Annotated in this window: 15 protein-coding genes; 11 read left to right on the top strand and 4 right to left on the bottom strand. The window is 66.9% G+C overall.

Going from position 1 to position 20,968, the window contains the following annotated elements:
- Nucleotides 1-30: 30 nt before the first annotated feature.
- On the bottom strand, nt 31-660 hold the full coding sequence (locus tag PHX69_RS04865; RefSeq protein WP_119013019.1) for an ABC transporter ATP-binding protein: 630 nt from the start codon (nt 658-660) through the stop codon (nt 31-33).
- 102 nt (nt 661-762) lie between these two features.
- On the opposite strand from PHX69_RS04865, the gene PHX69_RS04860 reads away from it, so the two are divergent.
- Together PHX69_RS04860 and PHX69_RS04855 are read left to right on the top strand one after the other, a co-directional pair.
- A complete protein-coding gene (locus PHX69_RS04860; RefSeq protein WP_288042623.1) occupies nt 763-1,146 on the top strand; it encodes a hypothetical protein in 384 nt (127 codons plus the stop codon).
- A gap of 150 nt (nt 1,147-1,296) precedes the next feature.
- The gene (locus PHX69_RS04855; protein WP_288042622.1) at nt 1,297-2,745 is read left to right on the top strand and encodes an ATPase domain-containing protein; all 1,449 of its coding nucleotides are present in this window, start codon (nt 1,297-1,299) and stop codon (nt 2,743-2,745) included.
- Between the two features lie 150 nt (nt 2,746-2,895).
- Here PHX69_RS04855 and PHX69_RS04850 read toward each other — a convergent pair whose 3' ends face one another.
- The 3 genes from PHX69_RS04850 to PHX69_RS04840 all read right to left on the bottom strand — a co-directional run bounded on the left by PHX69_RS04850 (nt 2,896) and on the right by PHX69_RS04840 (nt 12,026).
- The gene (locus tag PHX69_RS04850; protein WP_288042621.1) at nt 2,896-11,208 is read right to left on the bottom strand and encodes a GH36-type glycosyl hydrolase domain-containing protein; all 8,313 of its coding nucleotides are present in this window, start codon (nt 11,206-11,208) and stop codon (nt 2,896-2,898) included.
- Nucleotides 11,209-11,221: 13 nt separating this feature from the next.
- Nucleotides 11,222-11,428 (bottom strand): hypothetical protein, encoded by a 207-nt coding sequence (locus PHX69_RS04845; protein WP_288042619.1) that lies wholly within the window; start codon nt 11,426-11,428, stop codon nt 11,222-11,224.
- Between the two features lie 145 nt (nt 11,429-11,573).
- Entirely contained in the window at nt 11,574-12,026 is a 453-nt protein-coding gene (locus PHX69_RS04840; RefSeq protein WP_288042618.1) for a hypothetical protein, read from the bottom strand.
- Nucleotides 12,027-12,244: 218 nt separating this feature from the next.
- Here PHX69_RS04840 and PHX69_RS04835 point away from each other — a divergent pair, with 218 nt between their 5' ends.
- The 9 genes from PHX69_RS04835 to PHX69_RS04795 all read left to right on the top strand — a co-directional run.
- Nucleotides 12,245-13,024, top strand: coding sequence for a Crp/Fnr family transcriptional regulator (locus PHX69_RS04835; RefSeq protein ID WP_288042617.1), 780 nt, complete (start codon nt 12,245-12,247; stop codon nt 13,022-13,024).
- A 62-nt stretch (nt 13,025-13,086) separates the two neighbouring features.
- Nucleotides 13,087-13,368 carry a DnaJ domain-containing protein gene (locus PHX69_RS04830; protein WP_119012996.1) on the top strand — a complete coding sequence of 94 codons (282 nt, stop codon included), beginning with the start codon at nt 13,087-13,089 and terminating at the stop codon, nt 13,366-13,368.
- Nucleotides 13,365-13,922, top strand: a complete 558-nt coding sequence (locus tag PHX69_RS04825) for a hypothetical protein (protein WP_288042616.1) — start codon at nt 13,365-13,367, stop codon at nt 13,920-13,922. Before PHX69_RS04830 ends, PHX69_RS04825 begins: the two co-directional genes overlap by 4 nt.
- A gap of 13 nt (nt 13,923-13,935) precedes the next feature.
- On the top strand, nt 13,936-14,679 hold the full coding sequence (locus PHX69_RS04820; RefSeq protein WP_119012998.1) for a hypothetical protein: 744 nt from the start codon (nt 13,936-13,938) through the stop codon (nt 14,677-14,679).
- An 11-nt stretch (nt 14,680-14,690) separates the two neighbouring features.
- Entirely contained in the window at nt 14,691-15,980 is a 1,290-nt protein-coding gene (locus PHX69_RS04815) for a hypothetical protein (RefSeq protein WP_288042615.1), read from the top strand.
- A gap of 33 nt (nt 15,981-16,013) precedes the next feature.
- Complete coding sequence (locus tag PHX69_RS04810) at nt 16,014-18,353, top strand: glycoside hydrolase family 9 protein (protein ID WP_288042614.1); 2,340 nt, start codon at nt 16,014-16,016, stop codon at nt 18,351-18,353.
- Nucleotides 18,354-18,467: 114 nt separating this feature from the next.
- Nucleotides 18,468-19,457, top strand: coding sequence for a TRAP transporter substrate-binding protein (locus PHX69_RS04805; protein ID WP_288042613.1), 990 nt, complete (start codon nt 18,468-18,470; stop codon nt 19,455-19,457).
- 94 nt (nt 19,458-19,551) lie between these two features.
- Entirely contained in the window at nt 19,552-20,067 is a 516-nt protein-coding gene (locus PHX69_RS04800) for a TRAP transporter small permease (protein ID WP_288042612.1), read from the top strand.
- A 21-nt stretch (nt 20,068-20,088) separates the two neighbouring features.
- On the top strand, nt 20,089-20,968 hold an 880-nt coding region (locus PHX69_RS04795), incomplete at its 3' end, for a TRAP transporter large permease (RefSeq protein ID WP_288042611.1).

The following is a 20,968-nucleotide window of genomic DNA, read 5'->3' as shown; positions in this document are numbered from 1 at the left end:
GACAACCGGCCAGTGGGAAGGGTCGGTCGGTCAACCCGGCAATGCAATCACCTCGTCCCACGGCACGGCTTCCAGCACCTCGTAGTGCGCTACCACCAGGGCGCGGCCCGGCTGGCGTGCGGCGTCGCCCAGGGCGTGTTGCAGGTACCGCACCGAGGGGCGATCCAGCCCGGCGACGGGCTCGTCCAGCAGCGTCAGCGGTGCGCCCGAGGCCAGCGCCGCCGCCATCAGCACCTTGCGTTTGCTGCCCACCGACAACTGGTGCAGCGCCTTGCCCAGGTGCGGCGCCAGGGCAAAGCCCTCGATGTGCGCGGCCAGGGCGGCATCGCTCCAGCCGCTGTACTGGGGGCGCAGGGTCTCGAACCAGGTCTGTGGTGCCAGGGCATCGAGCGCATCCGAGCGCGGGTCTTGCCAAAAAACCTGGCGCTGGTAGGCCTGCGGGGCCTGTGCCCAAGACACCCCCGCCAGCACCAGCGTGCCCGCATCGGCAGCCACCGCCCCGGCCAGCAGGCGCAGCAGCGTGGTTTTGCCGCTGCCCTCGCCGCCCAGCACCAGCGTGGCGCCCGCGCCCACATCCACCGACCAGTCCTGAAAAACCGTGTGCTGCGGATAGCCAAAGCACAAGCCCTCTGCCCGCAACAGCGGCGCTGCGTTGTCCATGAAAACTCCTCGTGTGGTGTTGAAAAAATCATGCCCCGGCACCAGCGCAGGGGCTTTGTCGGACAATGCGCGCCCCGCTATCCACCTCTGCTGACCAGCCCTATGCGACATGACCTGCGCTACCTCGATTTTGACTACAGCGAAGACGGCGAAGGCACCGGCACCTGGGACGCGCTGGCCTCGGTCACGTCCGCGCACTGGAGCGCCCTGCGCGCCGAGCTGCTGCTGGTGCTGGACTGGGCGCACCAGCGCTTTGGGGGCCAGCGCGGCCCCATCGAAGAAGGCGGCGATTGGGATTACGACCTGCAAACCCTGCAAGAAGGTGCCTGCGCGCTGCACCTGCACTACGAGCCTTGCGAGGGATCGGCGGGCCAGCTCCATGCGCACAGCACCGCGCAGCCGCCCGAGCGCTACACGGTGAGCCTCTCGCTCAGTGGCGGCGCGGCGTTTGGGGCCGCTTTGCGCTCGCAGTTCGGGCTCGACTGACGCGCCGCGCGCCCTGGCGGTGCCTGTGTGGGCCATCGCACAGACCGGGTGCGGCAAACAGCGCACTGTGGGCGCCTTCTGGTCTTTTGGAGCCCCTGCCATGTACCCACCACGCCACGCCGCACTGCCCACCGGACACAGGCGGCTGCCATGAGCACCGGCACCAACCGCCTGCCGTGCCTCGATACCGGGGTGGCCGGACTGAACGCGGTGCTGGGCGGGGGCCTGCCTGAGCTGTCTTTCAACCTCATTGCGGGCCCGCCGGGCTGCGGCAAAACCACGCTGGCGCACCAGATGATGTTTGCCATGGCCACCCCCGAACGCCGCGCCCTGTACTTCACGGTGCTGGGCGAGCCGCCGCTGAAGATGCTGCGCTACCAGCAGCAGTTTGACTTTTTCGACCTGGACCAGCTCAACCGCTCCATCCGCTTTGTCAGCCTGGCCGAGGAGGCCGCAGGCGGTGATCTGAACCGGGTGCTCGATCACATCGTGGCCGAAGTGCAGGCCCACGAACCGGCGCTGGTTTTCGTGGACTCGTTTCACTCCGTGGTTCAGACGCCGCCGCATGGCGAGCCCGCACCCATGGGCATGCAGCATTTCGTCCAGAAACTGGGCGTGCTGATGGGCAGCTGGCAGGCCACGACGTTCCTGATCGGTGAATACTTCAGCGAATCAGAGTCCAACCCGGTGTTTACCGTGGCCGATGGGCTGATCTGGCTGCGCCAGTGCGTGCAGGGCAACTCGGTGGTGCGCAAGATGGAAATCATGAAAATGCGCGGCCAGGTCACCCTGCCGGGCCTGCACACGTTTCGCATCAACAGCACGGGCGTGCAGGTGTTTGCGCCGTCGCCGCACCAAAACCCCAGCCCACCCCTTCCTGCGCAGGCGCGCAGCGACCGGGTGACCATGGGCGTCCCCGGTCTGGACGCCATGATGGGCGGTGGCCTGCCCCGGGGCTACTCGCTGCTGGTGGCGGGGCCGTCGGGCTCGGGCAAAAGCATTCTGGCCTCGGCCTTCCTGGCCGAAGGTGTGCGCCAGGGCGAAACCGGCGTCATCGCCGCTTTTGAGCAACGCCCCCACCGCTGGCGCGACACGGTGCTGACAGCGCTGATCGATAGCGGCCAGGTGGGCGTGGTGGACACCCGGGTGGATATGTTGTCGGTGGACGAAATCGCGCAGCTGCTCATCACCGAAATCCACCACCTGCGCGCCAGCCGGGTGGTGATCGATTCGCTCTCTGGTTTTGAGCTGGCGCTGGCACCCACGTTCCGCGACGATTTTCGGGGGGCGCTGTCGCGCATGATGGCCGCGCTGGCCAGCACCGGTGTCACGGTGCTGATGACTTCGGAGCTGGAAGACCGCTACAACGACCTGCGCTTCAGCCCGTATGGCGCCGCCTTTCTGACCGACGCCATCATCGTGCAGCGCTATGTCGAACTCGACAGCCGTTTGCAGCGCGTGATGGCCGTGGTCAAGGTGCGCCAGAGCAGCCACTCCAACGCCCTGCACCTGTTCCACATCGACGCGCAGGGCCTGCAAATCGGCGCCCTGGTGCCCGACCGAGAAGGGCTGCTGGGCGGCCAGCCCTCGCGCCGCTGAGATGCACCACCGGGCCACGGCCCCGGCGCAAGCACCGCAGCAGGCATATTTTTATGCGTCAAATATGCCTCCAGCGCTTGCTGGTATTGCGCAACCAGCTATTAAATAAATAGCAATTATCTGCGCCATGTCCCGCCTGCGCAGACCCTCTCAAGCGCTGGCGGGCGGGTTATGGGGGGGCGCTTGCAGCACCACATGGGAGCTGGCGTTACCGGCCTGCGCCAGCGACAGCCACTGGCCTGCCTCCAGCCGCTGGGCGCCTTGCGCCAGGGCGCACTCCAGCGCGGGGGTGGCATGGGTGTTGCAGACGATGAACACGTGGGTGCGATCGTTGCGGCGCAGCGTCAGTGTGGCCATCGGCCAGTGCGATGGCAGGCCCGGCACGATGCAGACGCTGCCTGCGCGCACGCGCAGGCCGCAAATGGATTCGATGGCGGCGCGGTGCATCCACGCCGCCGCACCGGTGTACCAGCTCCAGCCGCCGCGCCCCACGTAAGGCGCGTGGGTATAGACGTCAGCGGCCATCACATAAGGCTCCAGCCCGTAGGCCGGGCTTTGCTGGGGATCGGCCCAGCGGTGTGCTGGACTGAGCTGCGTAAAGGTGCGAAAGGCCCCGTCGGCATCGCCCAACTGGGCCTGGGCCATCAGCTTCCAGACGCCTGCGTGCGCGTACTGGCCGCCGTTCTCGCGCACGCCGGGCGGGTAGGCCTGGATGTAGCCCGCATGGGGCACGGACTGCTGTAGCGGCGGCTCCAGCAGGCGGTTGAGGCCGTGGGCATCATCCACCAGCCAGCGCGCCACCGAGGCCATGGCCATTTGCTGGCGCTCGGGCGGGGCGACGCCCGAGAGCACGCTCCAGGCCTGCGCGATCAGGTCGATGCGGCACTCCAGGGCGCTGTGGGTGCCCAGGGCCGTGCCATCGTCGAAAAAAGCGCGCTTGAACCATTGCCCGTCCCATGCCGGGCCTTGCAGCGCGGCGCGCCAGCCCTGGGCGGCGCTGTGCCAGCGGGCCACGCGCTGGTTGTCGCCGCGCGCCTGCGCCAGGGGAGAAAAGTCTTCCACCAGGCGGCACAGGAACCAGCCCAGCCAGACCGACTCGCCCCGCCCCTGGTCGCCCACATGGTTCATGCCGTCGTTCCAGTCGCCGCTGCCCATCAGTGGCAGGCCGTGCAGGCCCACGGCCAGGCTGTGGTCGATGGCGCGGGCGCAGTGCTCGTACACGCTGGCCTCGTGCGCGCTGACCTGGGGTTCGTAGTAGGCATCCTGGGCGCCAGCGGGCAGGGGTGGGCCGTCCAGAAAAGGCACGGATTCTTCCAGCAGCGCAGCGTCGCCACTGACTTGCACGTAGTGCGCGGCAGCGTAGGGGAGCCAGAGCAAATCGTCGCTGCAACGGGTGCGCACCCCGGCACCGCCGGGCGGGTGCCACCAGTGCTGCACATCGCCTTCCACAAACTGGCGCGAGGCGGCCAGCCGCAGTTGCTGGCGCAGCAGCTGGGGCGCCGTCACGGCCAGAGCCATGGCGTCCTGGAGCTGGTCGCGAAAACCGAAGGCCCCACCCGCCTGGTAAAAGCCCGCCCGCGCCCACAGCCGGCACGCCACCGTCTGGTACAGCAGCCAGTGGTTGGTCAGTGCATTGAACAGCGGGTCGGGCGTGTCCACGACCACGGCGTCCAGCAGCGCCGCCCAGCGCTGGCGCACCATCGCCTCGCGCGCCAGAACACCTTGCTCCAGGCACACACCGGCCAGCGCCAGCGCGCCCGCCCGGGTGGGTGCGTGCCCCAGCACAAAGACGCAGCCATGGATCTGGCCCGGCTGCAGCGTGGTCGAGGTGCTGGCCGCAGCGCAGGGGTCCAGCCCCGGGCCAGCGCGTGCCCCCAGGCGGTCAGGAAAAACGCGCTGGCCGCGCGCATCAAACAGCTCGCGCCGGTCGCATGTCCAGTCGCGCAGCCGGGCGCCAGCGGGGCCGTCGCTGTGCAAAACCAGAAAGGCGGTGCTGCCGCCCCAGCCGCCGTGGGCATCGCATTGGGTGGCCAGCAGCACGTCGGTGGGTGCGCTGGCGCTGCCGGGCAGGCGCTGCATCGCTGTGTCCACCGATTGGCGGTCGGTGCGCTGCGTGCCCAGCAGCCACTCCAGCGTGCCGATGGTGCGCAAATGCACCACCCGTGGCCCCAGGTTGCACAGCACGATGCGCACCTGCTTGAGCGACTGCACCGCATCCACACACCAGGTGGCGCTGATCTCCACGCCCCCGCGCCGGTGGCGAATGGTGGTGGTGCCGCGACCATGCTCAACGCCGTACTCGGTCTCGGCGCAGCCTGCGCCAGCGCCCAGGTTCCAGACCTCGTGGGTGTGCAGGTCTTGTACATAAAAGTTCTCGCCGCCGGGATCGGCCACGGGGTCGTTGGACCAGGCGGTGAGCTGTTGCAGGCGGCTGTTGCCTGCCCAGCTGTAGCCCGCACCCGCCTCGGAGATGTGCGCGCCAAAGTCGGGGTTGGCCAGCACGTTGATCCAGGGCCGGGAGGGGCGCCGTGTGGCCGATACCGAGAAGCGAAAGCTGCCACTGGCGCTATCGAACTGGCCCTCGGGGGGCTGTTCGGCCACAGCATCCACCCACAGCGCCAGGCTAGCGCCGCTCTTGCCCGTGCGTTCGGCCAGGCTGGCGTCGTGCCACTGCACCAGTTCTGCCACATGGTGCGACAGGGGCCTGCCGTCGGCGCTCAAGCGCACGCGCGCCAACCGGCGCAACGTGGCCTGCTCCAGCGGCGCCAGATCACCCAGGTGCAGCACCTGCAAGCCGCAGGTGCGCGCCGGCACTGCCGCCGCCACATCGGCGGTGTAGCTATCGCGCTGCGCCAGCAATTGCATTTGCACGGGCATCAGGTAAGACCAGGGCTCGGCATTGAGGATGACCACGTCGCACGTCAGCGCACCCCACGTCCACAGCCGCAGCCCCTGGGTCAGTGCGTGAACCAACCGCACACCGTGCAGGGCCGCGATATCGACCACGATCAGGGGCCGCTCGCCTGAGAGGCCAAAGCGCCACAGGGTGCGCCGGTCGCATGACAGCTCGCAGGTGGCCGTGCCAGTGGGCGCTTCGGGGCGGGAATGCAGCAGGGCCAGCACGGTGCTCAGGGTTTGCAGGGCCTGGCGCTCTTCGCCGGGCAGGGCCCAGTCGCGCTGCCGTGCCTGGGCGAAGGTGGCCGACATCAGCGTGGAGCGCTCGATGACCGAGGGCTGGCGGTAGCGGTCGACCAGCGTTTCCAGCGCCGCCCGTTGGGTTGCGGCGGCGGTGGCAAACGTGGTCTGAACGCTGGCGTGGGCGGGCACCGTGATCTGTATGCACAGCGATGCCACCGGATCGAGCCCTGTGTGCGCCTGCGCTGTGCCCGGCTGCGCTGCTCCGTGGTGCGCCCGGGGGTGGGCGGCATCGCGGTTGCGCCCCAGCCAGGCGGCCCGGTCGGCTTGTGCCCGCACCCGCACCAGCGGCTGGTTGGTATGGGCAATGAAATGCACGGCATGCACAGCGTCCTGGCCATCCACATGGGGTTTGCGCACCAAGTACAGCGCCTGGTCGGCGCCATCCCAGTCTGCGCTGACAAACAGGTTGGCGAACGCCGGGTGGGCCTCATCGGTACGGCTGCCCAGAAGAGACACCTCCCACATCGACACCACATCGACGGTCATCGTTTGCGCCGAGGTGTTGTGCAGCTCCACGCGGCGCAGCTCGATGTCGTCTTCGGGGCTGACCCAGACGGTGCAGCAGGTGTGCAGATCGCTCCAGCGGGCGCTCAGGCAGGCGTGGTCGCTGTGGAACGATGCCTGGTAATGCGCCTGCGCATCGGGCGCGGGATGCTGCGTCAGGGACACGGGGGCAGCACGGCCACTGGCGGTGTGGCGGCGCAGGTAGAAGAAAGTGCCATACGCATCGCGCAGCGCATCGTCGCGCCAGCGGGAGACGTCAGCCCCGGCAAAGCGGCTCCAGCCCGCGCCGTTGGCCCGCAGCGCCACGCTGTAGCGGCCATTGGACATGAGCAGTGTGGGCTGCAAGGCGCTCTGGCCGGGCACGATGTCGCGCACCGCAGGCGCAGGCGCCAAGGCCGGTTGGCGGATGCAGTGCGGTATGGGCTCCGGCGCTGGCAGTCTGGAGACTTCGCGTGGTACGCGCTCTTGCAGCAGTGGCGCCACCGCTTCCCAGCGTGCATCCGCCATCGTCCAGCGCCGGGGCGCTCCATCGAGCAGCACGTTCGCCAGCGCCACCAGGGCCATGCCCTGGTGGTGCGACATGAAGGCATGGACGGGGGTGCAGGCGCTGCCTGCGGTCTGGCGCTCGGGGGTGAAGTCCAGCGCTTCAATGAAGCCCATATCGGCACGCGCTTGCAATTGCTCCAGCCGACGCAGGTTGGCCACGGCGGCACCCGGCGCAAACATGGCGGCCAGAAGGGTGGCGTAGGGCGCCACCACCAGTTCGTCGGGGGGAGTGCGCCGCAGCGCCAGGCGCGCTACGCCCTGGGGTGCGTATTGGTAGGCCAAAGTGTGGTCGGTGGCGGCGTAGGCCGATTCAGACAGCCCCCAGGGCACACAACGCTCGTGGCCAAAGCGCTGCTGCGCGTGTATGGCGGCATGGGCAGCGCTGGCCAGCGCGCTGCCAGCGGGTTCATCGAGCACCAGCGCAGGCATCAGGTACTCGAACATGGAGCCCGACCAGGAGCGCAGGCCCGCCTGGCGGCCCGCCGCATAGAACGGACGCCCCAGCGCAATCCAGTGGGCGACTGGCACATCGCCCTTGGCAATGGCCCACAGGCTGGCCAGGCGGGACTCGGAGGCCAGCAGGTCGTAAAAGCCCTTGTCCAGTTGCTGCTCGTTCACCCGGTAGCCGATGTGCAACAGCCGCCTGCATGGGTCGTAGAGGAAGCCGAACTCGGGCGCCTCGGCCAGTCGGCGGCACTGCACAGCCAATAAATGCAGGCGCTGCGCCTGTGCGGCGTCGCAGGTGGGGGGGCTTGCGTCGGCTGCTTCGGTGCAAGCACCCGCCAGCGCCAGCAGGTGGCCACACAGGTTGCCGCTGTCCACGCTGGAGACGTAGGCCGGTGGCAAAGGTGCCAGGGTGGCGGTGTCATACCAGTTCAGAAAATGCCCCCGGTGGCGCTGCAAGGTGGCCAGGGTGGCCAGGGTGGCCTCGCAGCGTTGCAGCAACTCAGCCGTGCTGATCCACCCGAAGTGCCGCGCGCAGGCCACCGACAGCAGGTACAGGCCGATGTTGGTGGGCGATGTGCGCTGCGCCACCATCATGTGCGGCACGGTCTGCACGTTGTCGGGTGGCAGGTGGTGGTTTGGTGCGCCCACGTGGCGCTCGAACAGGCGCCAGGTGTCGCGCGCCACGCCCTGCAAATAGGCACGGTCTGCCACGCTGGGCGCACTGGTGCAGGCTGTTTTCCAGGGCCGACTGCCCGCCCATATCCACAGCGCAGCGCCCGCCCACAGCAGGCACACCGCTGTGGCCAGCAGTGGCCACGGCGTGCCAACCCACCACAGCCCGCCCCAGAGCGCCAGTGCAGCCAGGGCCACGGGGGCGTGCCGCCGCGCCAGTCCCTGCAATGTGTGCTGCACGCTGGCCTGCGCACTGGCGGCGGTGGTCCAGCGCAGCAACCCCCGGCGGCTGATGGTGGTGCGCCACAGGGCCGTGGCGATGGCGTGGGCCAGCAGCAGGCCCTGTTGCAACAAGGTGGCCAGGTTCCAGCACGCGCTGCCCAGAGCCCGGGCCACATCGGCCAGGGCCAGCCTGAAAAACCGCCCCAGTGCCACGTCGTCATGGGACGGCGCCAGCCCGGCCACGGCGCCCAGCAGGGGGCCGGCGGCAAAAGCAGCGGCCACCAAGGCCAGTGCCCCCCAGGGCGATACCGCCCCACTGGCCAGACTGGCCCACAACAACAGCACCGACATCGGCGCCACCAGGGAGCGGCGCAGGTTGTCCAGCATCTTCCAGCCGTGGATGGTGCGCAGGCCAAAGCGGCGCCATTGCAGCAGCACCGGCCAGAGCTGCCAATCGCCGCGCGTCCAGCGGTGTACGCGCGAGGAGGCCACGTCGGCGTGCAGCGGCGCATCCTCCATCAGGGTGATGTCGCTGACACCACCGCAGCGCGCCACCGAACCTTCCAGCAAGTCGTGGCTGAGGATCTGGCCCGTCGGCAATCTGCCCGACAGCACTGCGTGGACTGCGGTCACGTGCAGCAGGCCTTTGCCAGAAAAAGTGCCCTCGCCAAACACATCCTGGTACACCTCGGATGTGGCGGCGCTGTACGGGTCTACACCGCATTGCCCGGCAAACAGCCAGTGAAAAGGGGTTGCGGCCTGCGGTGCAGGCAGCGGTGTGGTCAGGCGCGGCTGCAAGATGCCGTGGCCCGCCACCACGCGGCGCCGGGCCGTATCAACGCGCGGATGGTTGAGCGGGTGCGCGGCCACGCCCACCAAGGCGCGCAAGGCACCAGGGGGCAGGCCGGTGTCGCTGTCGAGCGTGACCACGTAAGGCGTTGTCCGTGCCAGGCGCGAGCACGCCCCCAAATCCATGAACGGCCAGGCCGTATCGGCGGCCAGCACCTGCACCAATTGCTCCAGCTTGCCGCGCTTGCGCTCCCAGCCCATCCAGCATTGCTCGCTGTCCGACCAGCGGCGTTCGCGGTGCAGTAGCAAAAACCGCCGCCCCAGCGCCAGCGGGGCAGCGCTGTGGCGCAGCTCCAAGGCATCCAGAGCCGCTTGTGCGGTTTGCAGCAGCGCCGCATCGCCCGGGGTGTGCGGCGTACTGGCGTCGGCAAAATCACTGAGCAAGGCAAATTGCGCCTGCGGCTCCCGGTTGGCCAGGTAGTGCAGTTCCAGCTGGCGCACCAGCGCCTGCACACCAGCGCCATCGCCCAGCATGCAGGGGATGACCACCAGCACGCGATGCTCTAAAGGAATGCCCTCTGCCAGCGCCAGACGGGGCAGGCGTTGTGGTGGCAACGACTCGCTGATCAGGCGGTTCACCACGGCCATCACCGCTTCGCTGGCGGGCCAAAAAGCCAGCAAGGCCCACGCCAGCCACATGCCCTCCGAACCCTGCAAGCCAGACTGCTGCGCCAGAAACCAGGCCGTCAAACCCAGACTGCCCAGAACCACCGTGCCCATATACGCCGACAGGGCCCAAGGCTGCCATTGCACCCGCCAGGGCCACTGCATTGCACGCCCCAACCCCAGTGCCCGGTGCAGTGCCGGTGCCCCGGGGCCCTGGAGCCAATACCCGGGCGCTTCCTGGGGCGATGCGGCCACAGGCTGCGCTGGCGCTTCTGTCGCAAGGGGCGGCGGTGCGGGGGGAGATTGCATCAGCGCCAGCAGGGCATCGGCCACTGCCAGTTCGCTGTGGCTGCTGCGCCGGGCCAGGCGCTCGATGGCGTGCAGGCTTGCATCCTGGGTGTCCTCGCGCTCCGCCTGGAACAGGGGCGAGGCGCCCATGCGGCGCACCAGCACGCTGGTGCCCGCAATCAGCTGACGCCAGTCGGTGTCGGCCAAACGGCGCAGCGAGGTGATGGCATTGCGCACGCTCAGGTCATCGGCGGCCTGTTCGGCCTGCTGTTGCACCTGCGCGCTGGCGGGCTCGGGGCACAGCGCTGCAACTGCCTGGCGCACTGCGTCCAGTGTGCTGTCGGACACACCGGGTGCAGGCGTGCCGGTATCGGTGCGCAGCCGTTGAAGGATCTGCAACGCAAAAATGCGGCCCACGCCCCGCAAACGCATCACCTCCATCACGGCCTGCACATCGGTGATGGGAGAGCGGCTGCTGGCGCACAGCCCGTCGCACCACTGATTGGCCCACGCATAAGCAGCCTGGGCCGTGGCCAGGCGCTCGGACAGGCGGCGCAGGTTTTCAATCAGCACCACGCGCAAGGTGGTGGGCAAGGCCCACAGCTCGCCCAGGGTGAGTTCGCGCGTCTCCTGGTAGGCGTTCAGGAAATGGGCCAGCAAAGACGCGTCAAAGGCGCTATCGGTGTGGGCCACAAACGCCCACGCCACGCCGTACACGCGCGGCAATCCTTCCAGGTGCGCCTCTACCAGCACTGGCAAATCGCGAAAGTAGCGCCGGGGCAGACCGTCGTGGATTTCTTTGACCTGCGCCATCACGACGCTGAAGTTGTCCATCAGCCAATCGCCTGCCGGGCTGACATGGTGGCCCGCGCTTTCCTGCAAGGCGATGTAGGCGTGCGCCTCGCGCAGAACGCGGATGTTGTCTTGCAAGCGTGGAAAAAACGGCGCTGCACGGGCATTGACCCGGGCTGGGTGCGCCTGCCCCAGGCTGCGCCCGTGCTGGGCAAAGCGCGTGGCGCCGAAGATCTCTGCCCGGATGGGCGTCTCCACAGCGCCGCGCGCAGGCTCCAGAAGGGCCAGCGCCTCGGAACCCACAGAGGGCACCCAGCGCAGCTGGGCCGATTTTTTCACGCTGGCATGGCGCTCAAAGCGGCCACCCCGCGCTGACCCAGCCCAGCGCGGTTACCAGCACCATGCTGGTGACAAACCGTTGGCCCCAAAATCCGTGGAGCACTTCGGCAACGCACCCTATGCGGTGCCGCAGTCCTCCGGACTGCACACACTGGCGCAGGTGCTCGGGCAACTGCGCCGGACTGACTACAGACAAAGATGGCGGCGACTGGATGGACATGGCAACTCCTTGGGCTGTGGCAAAGGTGGCAGGATTGCGCACTGCTTTGATGCTAGGAGCCGCTGCTTGTGGCGCCTGTCGGACAAGGTGCCGGGTCGGTGAACGCCTGTACGGGCAGTAACCAACCGTAGACCCGTGCCTGCGCTCACCATGAAGCACTCGCGCTCGGGGTGTGGCGGTGCAGGTAAGCGTAGGTAATTGCATCGGCCAGACTGTCACAGTGAAAAGCGCCATAGGCGTACATCCCTGCCTCAAAGACGATGCCCAGTGCTGCCATGCACTGCCTGTCCAGCGCACCCGGTGGCGCAGCCGGTACGGACTCCATCGCCTCCGGTACTTGCGCCAGCGCGGTGCCTGCCACCTGGAACCGTGCTGGCGGTTGCAATGCCGCGACCAGTTGCGCATGGCGACCCCGGGCCAGTCCATCGACCCAGCGCACACGCACTGGGGCCAGCGCATAGCCCACCTCCGTGCGGGCCCAGGCAGACTGCGCCAAGGCAGCGGGCGGCATATGGATCGGTGCTTTCCCGGCCAGGAGGGCGTCCTGTGGCACAGCCACGCGCCGACAGGGTTTTGGGTGTTCAAACAGTGCGTACATAGCAACCTCTCCGGGATACAAAACCGACGAATTGGCGAACCGAGACAACGGCCCCCCAGCCCAGCAAGATAGGTGCCCAGCCCCGGGCCGTCTGTACGCCAGGTCACATTGCCAGCACACAACGGCGTAGGCCACACCTATACTCATTGCGGTGATTCGCCACAGACGACGGTCACCGTCCCCGTGGTTCCACAGGGCCGACTGCACCGGAGACTCGCATGGCCCCTCCCTCTGACCCGCGCACCAATCGCCTGCTGGCGGCATTGCCCCCCCCTATTTGGAAACGCTGGCTGGCGCAGTTGGAGCACATCCCCATGCCCTTGGAAACCGTGCTGTACGAATCGGGGGCCAAGCTGCGCCATGTGTACTTTCCCACCACGTCCATCGTCTCTTTGCTCTATGTGATGGAGAACGGCGCTTCCACAGAAATCGCCGTGGTTGGCTATGAGGGCATCGTCGGCATCTCGTTGTTCATGGGGGGCGATTCCACCCCCAACCGCGCGGTGGTGCAAAGCGCTGGCGAGGGCTACCGGTTGCCCGCGCCAGTGATGATGCAAGAGTTCAACCGCGCTGGCCCCGCCATGCACCTGCTGCTGCGCTACACCCAGGCGCTGATCACGCAGATGTCGCAAACGGCCGTGTGCAACCGCCACCACTCCCTGGACCAGCAGCTGTGCCGCTGGTTGCTGCTGAGCCTGGACAGGCTGCCCAGCAACGAGCTGGTGATGACGCAAGAGCTGATTGCCAACATGCTGGGCGTGCGCCGCGAAGGCGTGACCGAGGCGGCCGGGCGCCTGCAAAAGGCCGGGCTCATCCACTACCGGCGCGGCCACATCACGGTGCTCGATCGCCCCGGGCTGGAACTGCGCACCTGCGAGTGCTATGGCGTGGTTAAGCGCGAGTACGACCGCCTGCTCGGGCCTGACCCAGCGCACGCAGCCAACCCAATTCCATGGCGCTACACGGGCGCTGCACCCCACCGCGAAATATCGGGATAATTCGGGCTCCAGCGCCCGCTGCAAAAGCGCTGCAAGCTATCATTTTTATACTCCACCATCCCATGACAGACCACTACGCCGCCCTCGGTCTGGGCAGCGATGCGTCGCTGGCAGACATCAAAAAAGCCTTCCGCCAGAAGGCCTCGCTGCACCACCCCGACAAAAACGACGCTGCCGATGCCGCCGAGCGCTTTCGGGCCGCGCAGCAAGCCTACGAGGTGCTGTCCGACCCCGTACAGCGCCAGGCCTACGACGACAACCGCCGCCGCAACCTGCTGGACGACCCGCTGGAGACAGCGCAGCAGATCTGGCAGTCCTATTTCAAAAACATTCTTCCGCCATGAACCTCTCCCCTTTTTTCCGCAACCTGCGCTCGGCTTACCAGGCCGAACTCGATGACCTGACCCAAGACTCCGAGGGCAAAAACGTGCTGCGCAAACGCCTGGCCGACAAGCGCAAGGAAATCGGTTTTCTGGCGCAGATGATCGAGCTGAGCCCCGAAATGGTGGCTGTGGTGTTCCACCAGGGCTTTCGTTTCACCACGCCTGCCGCGCTGGACAAGCTGGTGGGCCTGCAACCCAGCGCCTTCCCCGACTGGGCTGCGCTCAGTGGCGCCGTCACCCTGGAGCCCTGGGCGCAAAGCCTGGCCGACGTGGTGCTGCGCGAGCCTGGCGGCAACCGCTTCATGGCAGTAGCCGCGGGCCTGGAATACCTGCAACACCACCCGCGCATGGCCCAGGCGCACCACGCTGAAACCGACGATGCCCCTGAAGAAGATGGCGATGACGACGCCACCCCGCTGAGCGCCGACGACGACACCGGCCCGCAAAACGACCACACCCGCGAAGAAGCGGGCGCCGACTGGCTGGCCGACCAAGGCTTTGACCGCAAAGACTAAAGAGATCTGCCCCATGAGCCATCTTGCCCTCATCACCAAAACCCAAAGCCTGATTGCCGCTGGCGACATCGTGGGCGCCGAATACGCGCTGGCCGAGCTGGCCGACACCGAAGGCGACCACGCCCTGATGGAAGTGCTGGAGCAGCTGCCGCCCAAAGACATCCTGGCCGTCATCCGCGAGTACGACGACTCGAAAAACTCGGTGGTCAACCTGCTGGTCACGCCCGAGCAGTTTGCCCGTGCCCTGGTGCTGGAGAAACAGTACAAAGACCTCACCCACAGCCACCTGCGCGGCATGGTCAACGCCATCATCTTCCGCAGCGATGCCCAGCCGCTGGAGTTTCTGGAGGCCATTGGCAACATCGAAGGCGGCAGCGAAGCCCTGGCCAACTACTTTGCCGAAAAATGGAGCCGCATCGAGGCCTTTGCCCGCACCGGCCACTTTGACACCTTCGAGGACGATGGCGCCATGCTCAGCGACGAGGAGCTGCGCGCCTCGGCTCACGTGCGAGCACACATCACGCAGGAAGAAGTGGCCGACAGCGACTGGATGGAGCTGGCCTGGCTGCTGCGCTACGAATGCCGCGACCTGTTCATTGAAATGCTGCTGGTGCTGCGTGCCAAGGCCCGCGCCCATGACCTGGGGCTGGACGAAGAAGATCTGCCCGAAGATGACGGCAAGGTCGAGACCAGCGACACCGACCGCGGCAAGGCCACACCGGCCGCCCGCGATTCGGACGAGGAATCGGCCATTTGAGGGGCGCCGCCATGTCCACACCCTCTTTGGTTTCTGCCACGGCGCTGTCGCTGCACGACGCGCGACCGCTGTTTGAGAAAGCCCTGGCCTATGGCGTCCAGCACGGCATCATCGGCGCCGACAAGCTGCGCGCCATCAACACCGAGGCGCCCAAGGGCATGGTGCAGATTGCCCGCTACTTTGGCAGCGAGCACCTGCGCCCCGAACTCGAAAAAGCCCGCGATCGCATCGTCAATCTGGTCAGCCTGTACCTGCAAGAGACCACGGGCGGCGACCTGGCCGCAGCGGCGCAGGCACTGCGCGACCACAGCCTGCTGTCGCGCTCCAAGGGCGGCTCGGAGCTGTTGAAAAAGCTCATCGCCATGCCGCAAAACAGCCACTTCGGCATGCACGAGCGCGAGGGCTTCACGGACGAGCACATACCGCAGCTGGCCAAGTGGTCGCTCAAAAGCCACGCGGAGTACCGTGCCGAACTGGCCCAGCGTTTGCCCGTGCAGCACACCATCGAGGCAGCGCTGTGGCTGGCCGAGCGCTTCGGTCTGGGCGCCGACGACCTGGAAGAAGCAGGCACCGATGCCGAGGCCGTCATCCGCACCGCCCTGCTGCTGCACAGCCTGGCGCCCAGGGCACAGGAGTGGCCTGATACGGTGGCGTTTGACGCTTTGGTGGGCAAGCTGCGCACCCACACCGGGGCGCTGGCGCTGCCCTTGCCCGCGCAATTCCCCGCCGGACTGCGCGATGCCGTAGCGCCCGTGCGCGCCAGCGTACTGGCCGACCTGCCGCGCCTGCGCGATGCCAGCCAGAATCTGCACGCCCTGCTGCGCACCCCGGCCTTCAGCGGCCACTACTTCTGGCTGGAAGACCCGCTGGCCGAAATCGACCACTACCACCACAGCCTGGATGACGCGGAACACCACGGTCACAGCACTGCAACGCCCCCGGGCAGCGGCAGCAAGACTTGGCAGCGCGTCACCCAGGGACAGCGCGATGAGCACGCCCTGCTCACGCTGTTTTTGTACCTGGCGGTGGGCGCGCCCAAGCGCTATGTGCCTGCCGACAAAACCGTGCTGACCGAGAAGGCCGCGCTGGCCTTGCTGCGCTCCATCCAGCAGCGCGGCCTGCACCCTGAGCAGGCCACAGCCTTCATCCGCCAGCACGCGCCCGCTGCCCACCAAGAGGCCTACTGCACCCTGTGGCAACACTTTGTGCAGGAGTCGCGCCAGACATTGTGCGGCGACCACTACGGCCAGCGCCAGGAAGCCCTGGCCTTGCTGCGCCGGGAGTGCCATGTGCTGGGTTGACAGCCGGAGTACCTTGATATGCCCACTTTCCAGATGCCAGCTGCCCTTGGCTCTTCACTGACCTTGGCAGCGTGCTGGTGCGCTCTCTCGGGGGCAGCGCTGGCGGCGCCCGTCACGCTCTCGCCCTTCATCAAGCTGGACCAGTTCGGCTATCTGCCGGGCATGCGCAAAGTGGCCGTGATTGCAGACCCGCAGGCGGGGGCCAATGCCAGCCAGCGCCTGCCGCCGGGCACGGGCACAGCGCCGTACCAGGTGCGCCGCTGGGCGGATGACGTGGTGGTGTTCAGCGGCCCCGTGCAGCTCTGGAACGGCGGCGCCACCCACGCCCAGTCGGGCGACCGGGGCTGGAGCTTCGATTTTTCCGGGCTGCAGGCCAGCGGGTCGTACTACCTCTACGACCCGGTGCAGCGGGTGGGTTCCGGGCGCTTCGAGATCAGCGAGCAGGTGTATGCCCCGGTGCTGCGCCACGCCATGCGCACCTATTTTTACCAGCGCCTGGGCCACGCCAAGGTGCCGCCCTACGCCGATCCCCGCTGGACAGACGCCAGCAGCTACGACGGTGCAGGCCAGGATCGCTTTGCCCGCAGCCGCTGGGCCAAAAACGACACGGCCACGGCCCGCGACCTGCATGGCGGCTGGATGGACGCGGGCGACACCAACAAATACACCACGCTGGCGCAAAGCGCCGTGCTGCAACTGCTGGACGCCTACCGCTTTCATCCGCAGGCGTTTGGGGACAACTTCGGCATTCCTGAATCGGGCAACGGCGTCAGCGACCTGCTCGATGAAGTGCGCTGGGAGCTGGATTTTCTCCAGCGCATGCAGGACGCCACCGGCACCCACGGGTTGCTGCTGAAAGTGGGCACCGACAACCACAACGGCACCTCGCCCCCCAGTGCCGACACCCGTGCGCGCTACTACCTGCCGGAATGCACCAGCGCCACGCTGGCGGGCAGTGCCATGTTTGCCGCTGCCGGGGTGGTGTACCAAAGCGTGCCATCGCAACGGGTCTATGGCAGTGCCCTGACCGCCCGCGCCGAGGCCGCCTGGGCGCGTGCCCAGCACACCACGGCCGATTTTTCGTCCTTCGAAACCGCCTGTGATGATGGCGACATCAAAGCAGGCGACGCCGATGTTGACGCTGCCGGACAGCGCCAGAGCGCGCTGCTGGCCGCCATTTATCTGTATGAGGCCACGGGCAAATCCACGTACCGGGATTTTGTGGAGAGCCAGTACACCCGCATTGCCCCGACCAGCAGCACCTGGTGGGGGCCTTACAACCAACCCGTGCAGGTGGCGCTGCTGCGCTATGCCCGCATGGGCGGCGTCAGCGACAGCGTGGCCCAGGCAATCCGCGCCCAGAAGGCGGGCCAGAACAGCGTCATGTCTGTTCAGGACGACCAGGCTGGCACCGACCTCTACCGCGCCCACGTGCCCGATGCCCAGTACCACTGGGGGCACAACGCTGTGCGCGCCAACGTGGGCAATCTGAACCTGGACTTTCCCGGTTTTGGTATCCACAGCGACAACGCGGCGCAGTACCGTGCCATTGCCCACCAGCACCTGCACTGGCTGCACGGTGCCAACCCGCTGGGCCTGGTGATGTTGTCCAACATGTCGGGCGCGGGCGCAGAAAAGTCGTTGCAAGAGATCTACCACACCTGGTTCGACCACGGCACGGTCTGGGACAACGCCCAGACCTCGCCCAGCGGCCCGCCGCCGGGTTACGTCAGCGGTGGCCCCCACCGCAGCTACACCGGCACCGTGGCAGGCATCAACAACCAGCCGCTGCAAAAAGCCTACAAAGACTGGAACACAGGCTGGCCCGAAAATTCCTGGGAGCTGACCGAGCCGGCCATCTACACCCAGGCGGCCTACGTCCAGTTGCTGGCGCGCAGCACACTGCCGGTAACGGCCACGCAGCAGCCACTGCCCAGCGCGGGCCCCGGCCTGGTGTTGTACGACGATGCCCTGGCCAGCGATTGGGAAGACTGGTCGTGGGGCGCACAGCCGGACTTTGCCCACACCGCCACCGTCAAAGCTGGGCGTTATGCGGCCCGTGTGGACTTCAAACCGTGGGGTGGGCTGTCGCTGCGCCATGCCAGCGGCATGGCGGCCACGCCCGCCACCCCCCTGGATTTTTGGGCATATGCCGCCCAAGCCACCGAGCTGCGTGTCAGCGTGCAGGCGCAAGACGGTGCGGCCAGCGCGGCCCCTGGCGCCCGGGTGACACTGCCCGCCCAGCAATGGACGAACGTGGTGCTCTCCGGAGAGCAACTGGGCCAACCGGCGTTGTTCAAACGCATCAACATCCAGCTCAACCACGCCAACGGGCGCACGGTGTATTTCGACCAGATCCAGATCACGCCCTGAAACCGCTGCCAGCGGCACAGCAGCACCCGCGCCTGCTGGCTCGCACGCCCGCTACCGCTACTTACAATGGCGCCTCTTTTTTCAGCATTGCCGCTTTTACCCAAGGACGACCCCATGACCACTTTCCGCCGCACCTTCGTTGCCAGCTGCATCACCGCCGTGCTGGCCGCATCGACCGGTGCCGCCCTCGCGCAGCAACCGCGCGAGGTCAAGATCGGCTACGCACTGGCCGTCAACTCGCACTATGGTGCTGGCGCGCAGGCTTGGGCCGACTCGGTCGAAAAAGCCACCAACAACGCCTTCAAGTTCAAGCAGTTTCCTTCCAGCGCGCTGGGCGGCGAGCGCGAGCTGATCGAGGGCCTGCAACTGGGCACCGTGGAGGCCGTGATTGTCTCGACCGGCGCACTGAGCAACTTTGTGCCCGACGTGGGCGTGGTGGACATCCCTTTCCTGTTCCGCGACACGCAGCACGCCCGCAACGTGCTCGATGGCCAGTTCGGCCAGGACTTGCTGACCAAGTTCAAAACCCGTGGCCTGATTGCGCTGGCCTGGGGTGAGCAAGGCTTTCGCCACCTGAGCAACAACAAGCGCGCCGTGACCAAGCCCGACGACCTCAAGGGCCTGAAAATCCGCGTGACCGAGAACCCCGTCCACATCACGGCCTTCCGCACCCTGGGCGCGTCGCCCACGCCCATGTCGTGGCCCGAAGTGATCGGCGCGCTGCAACAAGGCACGATCGATGGCCAGGAAAACCCCGTGTCGGTGTTTGTCTCGGCCAAGCTGTGGCAGGTGCAAAAGCACCTCACGCTGACATCGCACGTCTATGCGCCCATGGCGCTGATCGTCTCGCCCGCCTTCTTTGGCAGCCTGACCGATGCGCAAAAAACCGCGTTCATCCAGGGCGCCAAGGCAGGTGCACTGGCTTCGCGCCAGTTCGTTGATGCGGTGGAGAAAAAAGCCGTGGACGAGATCAAGTCCCATGGTGTGCAGGTAGTCACCAACGTGGACAAAGCCCCTTTCCAGGCCGCGATTGCCCCAGCCTATAAGCAGTACGCCACCAAGTTTGGCCAGAAGACCCTGGACCAGATCACGCAAACCAAGTAAGCACCCTCGCTGCACTGACACGCACCGCCCGGCACTGTCCGGGCGTTCCTTTTGGCCTTTTGACTGTGGCGCCTGCACGGCGCCTGCTCCATTTATGTTGAACCGCGTCGAGCGCATTCTGGTGGCCGCCAACCGCTGGATGCTGATCCTGTTGCTGCTGGCCATGTCCTGCATCGTTTTTGCCAACGTGGTGCTGCGCTACACCACGGGCGATTCCATCGTCTGGGCCGAAGAGGTGGCACGCCACCTGATGGTCTGGGTCACTTTCCTGGGCGCGGGCATGGTGCTGCGCTTTGGTGGCCATGTGGCCATCGACAACCTGCACGGCGCGCTGGGCACCCAGGGCGCGCGGGTGGTGCGCGCCATCGTGGCCGCAGGCATCGCGGTGTTTTGCCTGGTGATGACGTACTTTTCCATTCTGTACGTCTGGGCCACGCGCTTTCAGACCACCGCCGCCACCGACATCCCCATGGCCTGGATTTATGCCGCCATGCCAGCGGGCTTCATGCTGATGTTCGTCCACCTTTTATTCGTTGTGCGCAGCTACATCCTGGAGGGCCGCTTTGCCGAGTCGCCCGAGATGGATGCCCAGGCCGCAGCATCGCTCTGACACCGCAGGCAGCACCACACCATGACACTGACTCTTTTCATTGCCGCCATCGTGCTGATGGCGCTGGGTTTTCCTGTGGCGTTTGCGCTGGCCATGTCGGCGGCGCTGGCGGTTTTTGTGGGCGGGCGCTACCCGCAGCTGGTGGTTTTCAAGGAGATGTTCACCGGCATCGACAGCTTTCCGCTGATGGCCGTGCCGTTCTTCATCCTCGCGGCGGAGCTGATGTCGGGCGGCGCCCTGACGGCGGTGCTGCTGCGCTTTGCGGCGCAGTTTGTGGGCCACCTGCGCGGCGGCCTGGGCTATGCCAACGTGCTGTCGCTGACGCTGTTCTCCGGCATCTCGGGTTCGGCGCTGGCCGACGCTGCGGGCCCCGGCTCCATGATGGTCAAGATGATGGACAAGGCCGGTTACTCGCGTGCCTATGCCGCCGCGCTGACCTCCAGCACCGCCATCGTCGGGCCCATCATTCCGCCGTCCATCAGCATGATCATTTATGCCATGCAGGACGAGCAGGTGTCGGTGGGCGGGCTGTTCATTGCCGGTTTTGTGCCGGGCCTGCTGATTGCCCTGGCCATGGCCTTCGTGAACTGGCGCGTCTGCAAAAAGCGCGACTACCGCTCGACCGAGCCGCGCCCCTCGGCGCGCGAGATGCTGGTCAACAGCGTCAAGGCCATTCCGGCGCTGATGCTGATCGTGCTGATTCTGGTGGGCATCCGTTTTGGCATCTTCACACCCACCGAGGCGTCGGTGGTGGCGGTGTTTTATGCGCTGGCATGCGGCAAGTGGGTGTACCGCACGCTGGAGTGGAAGGCGCTGCCCGACATCATCTCCCGCTCGGCGCTGCTGACGGCCTCGGTGCTGCTGGTCATGGCCACCTCGGCAGCCTTTGCCTGGGTGCTGA

It is taken from the genome of Simplicispira sp., assembly GCF_028687295.1.
Lineage (GTDB): Bacteria > Pseudomonadota > Gammaproteobacteria > Burkholderiales > Burkholderiaceae_C > Simplicispira > Simplicispira metamorpha.
The sequence above is the reverse complement of the archived record's forward strand: the minus strand, read 5'-3'. Positions and strand labels throughout refer to the sequence as shown.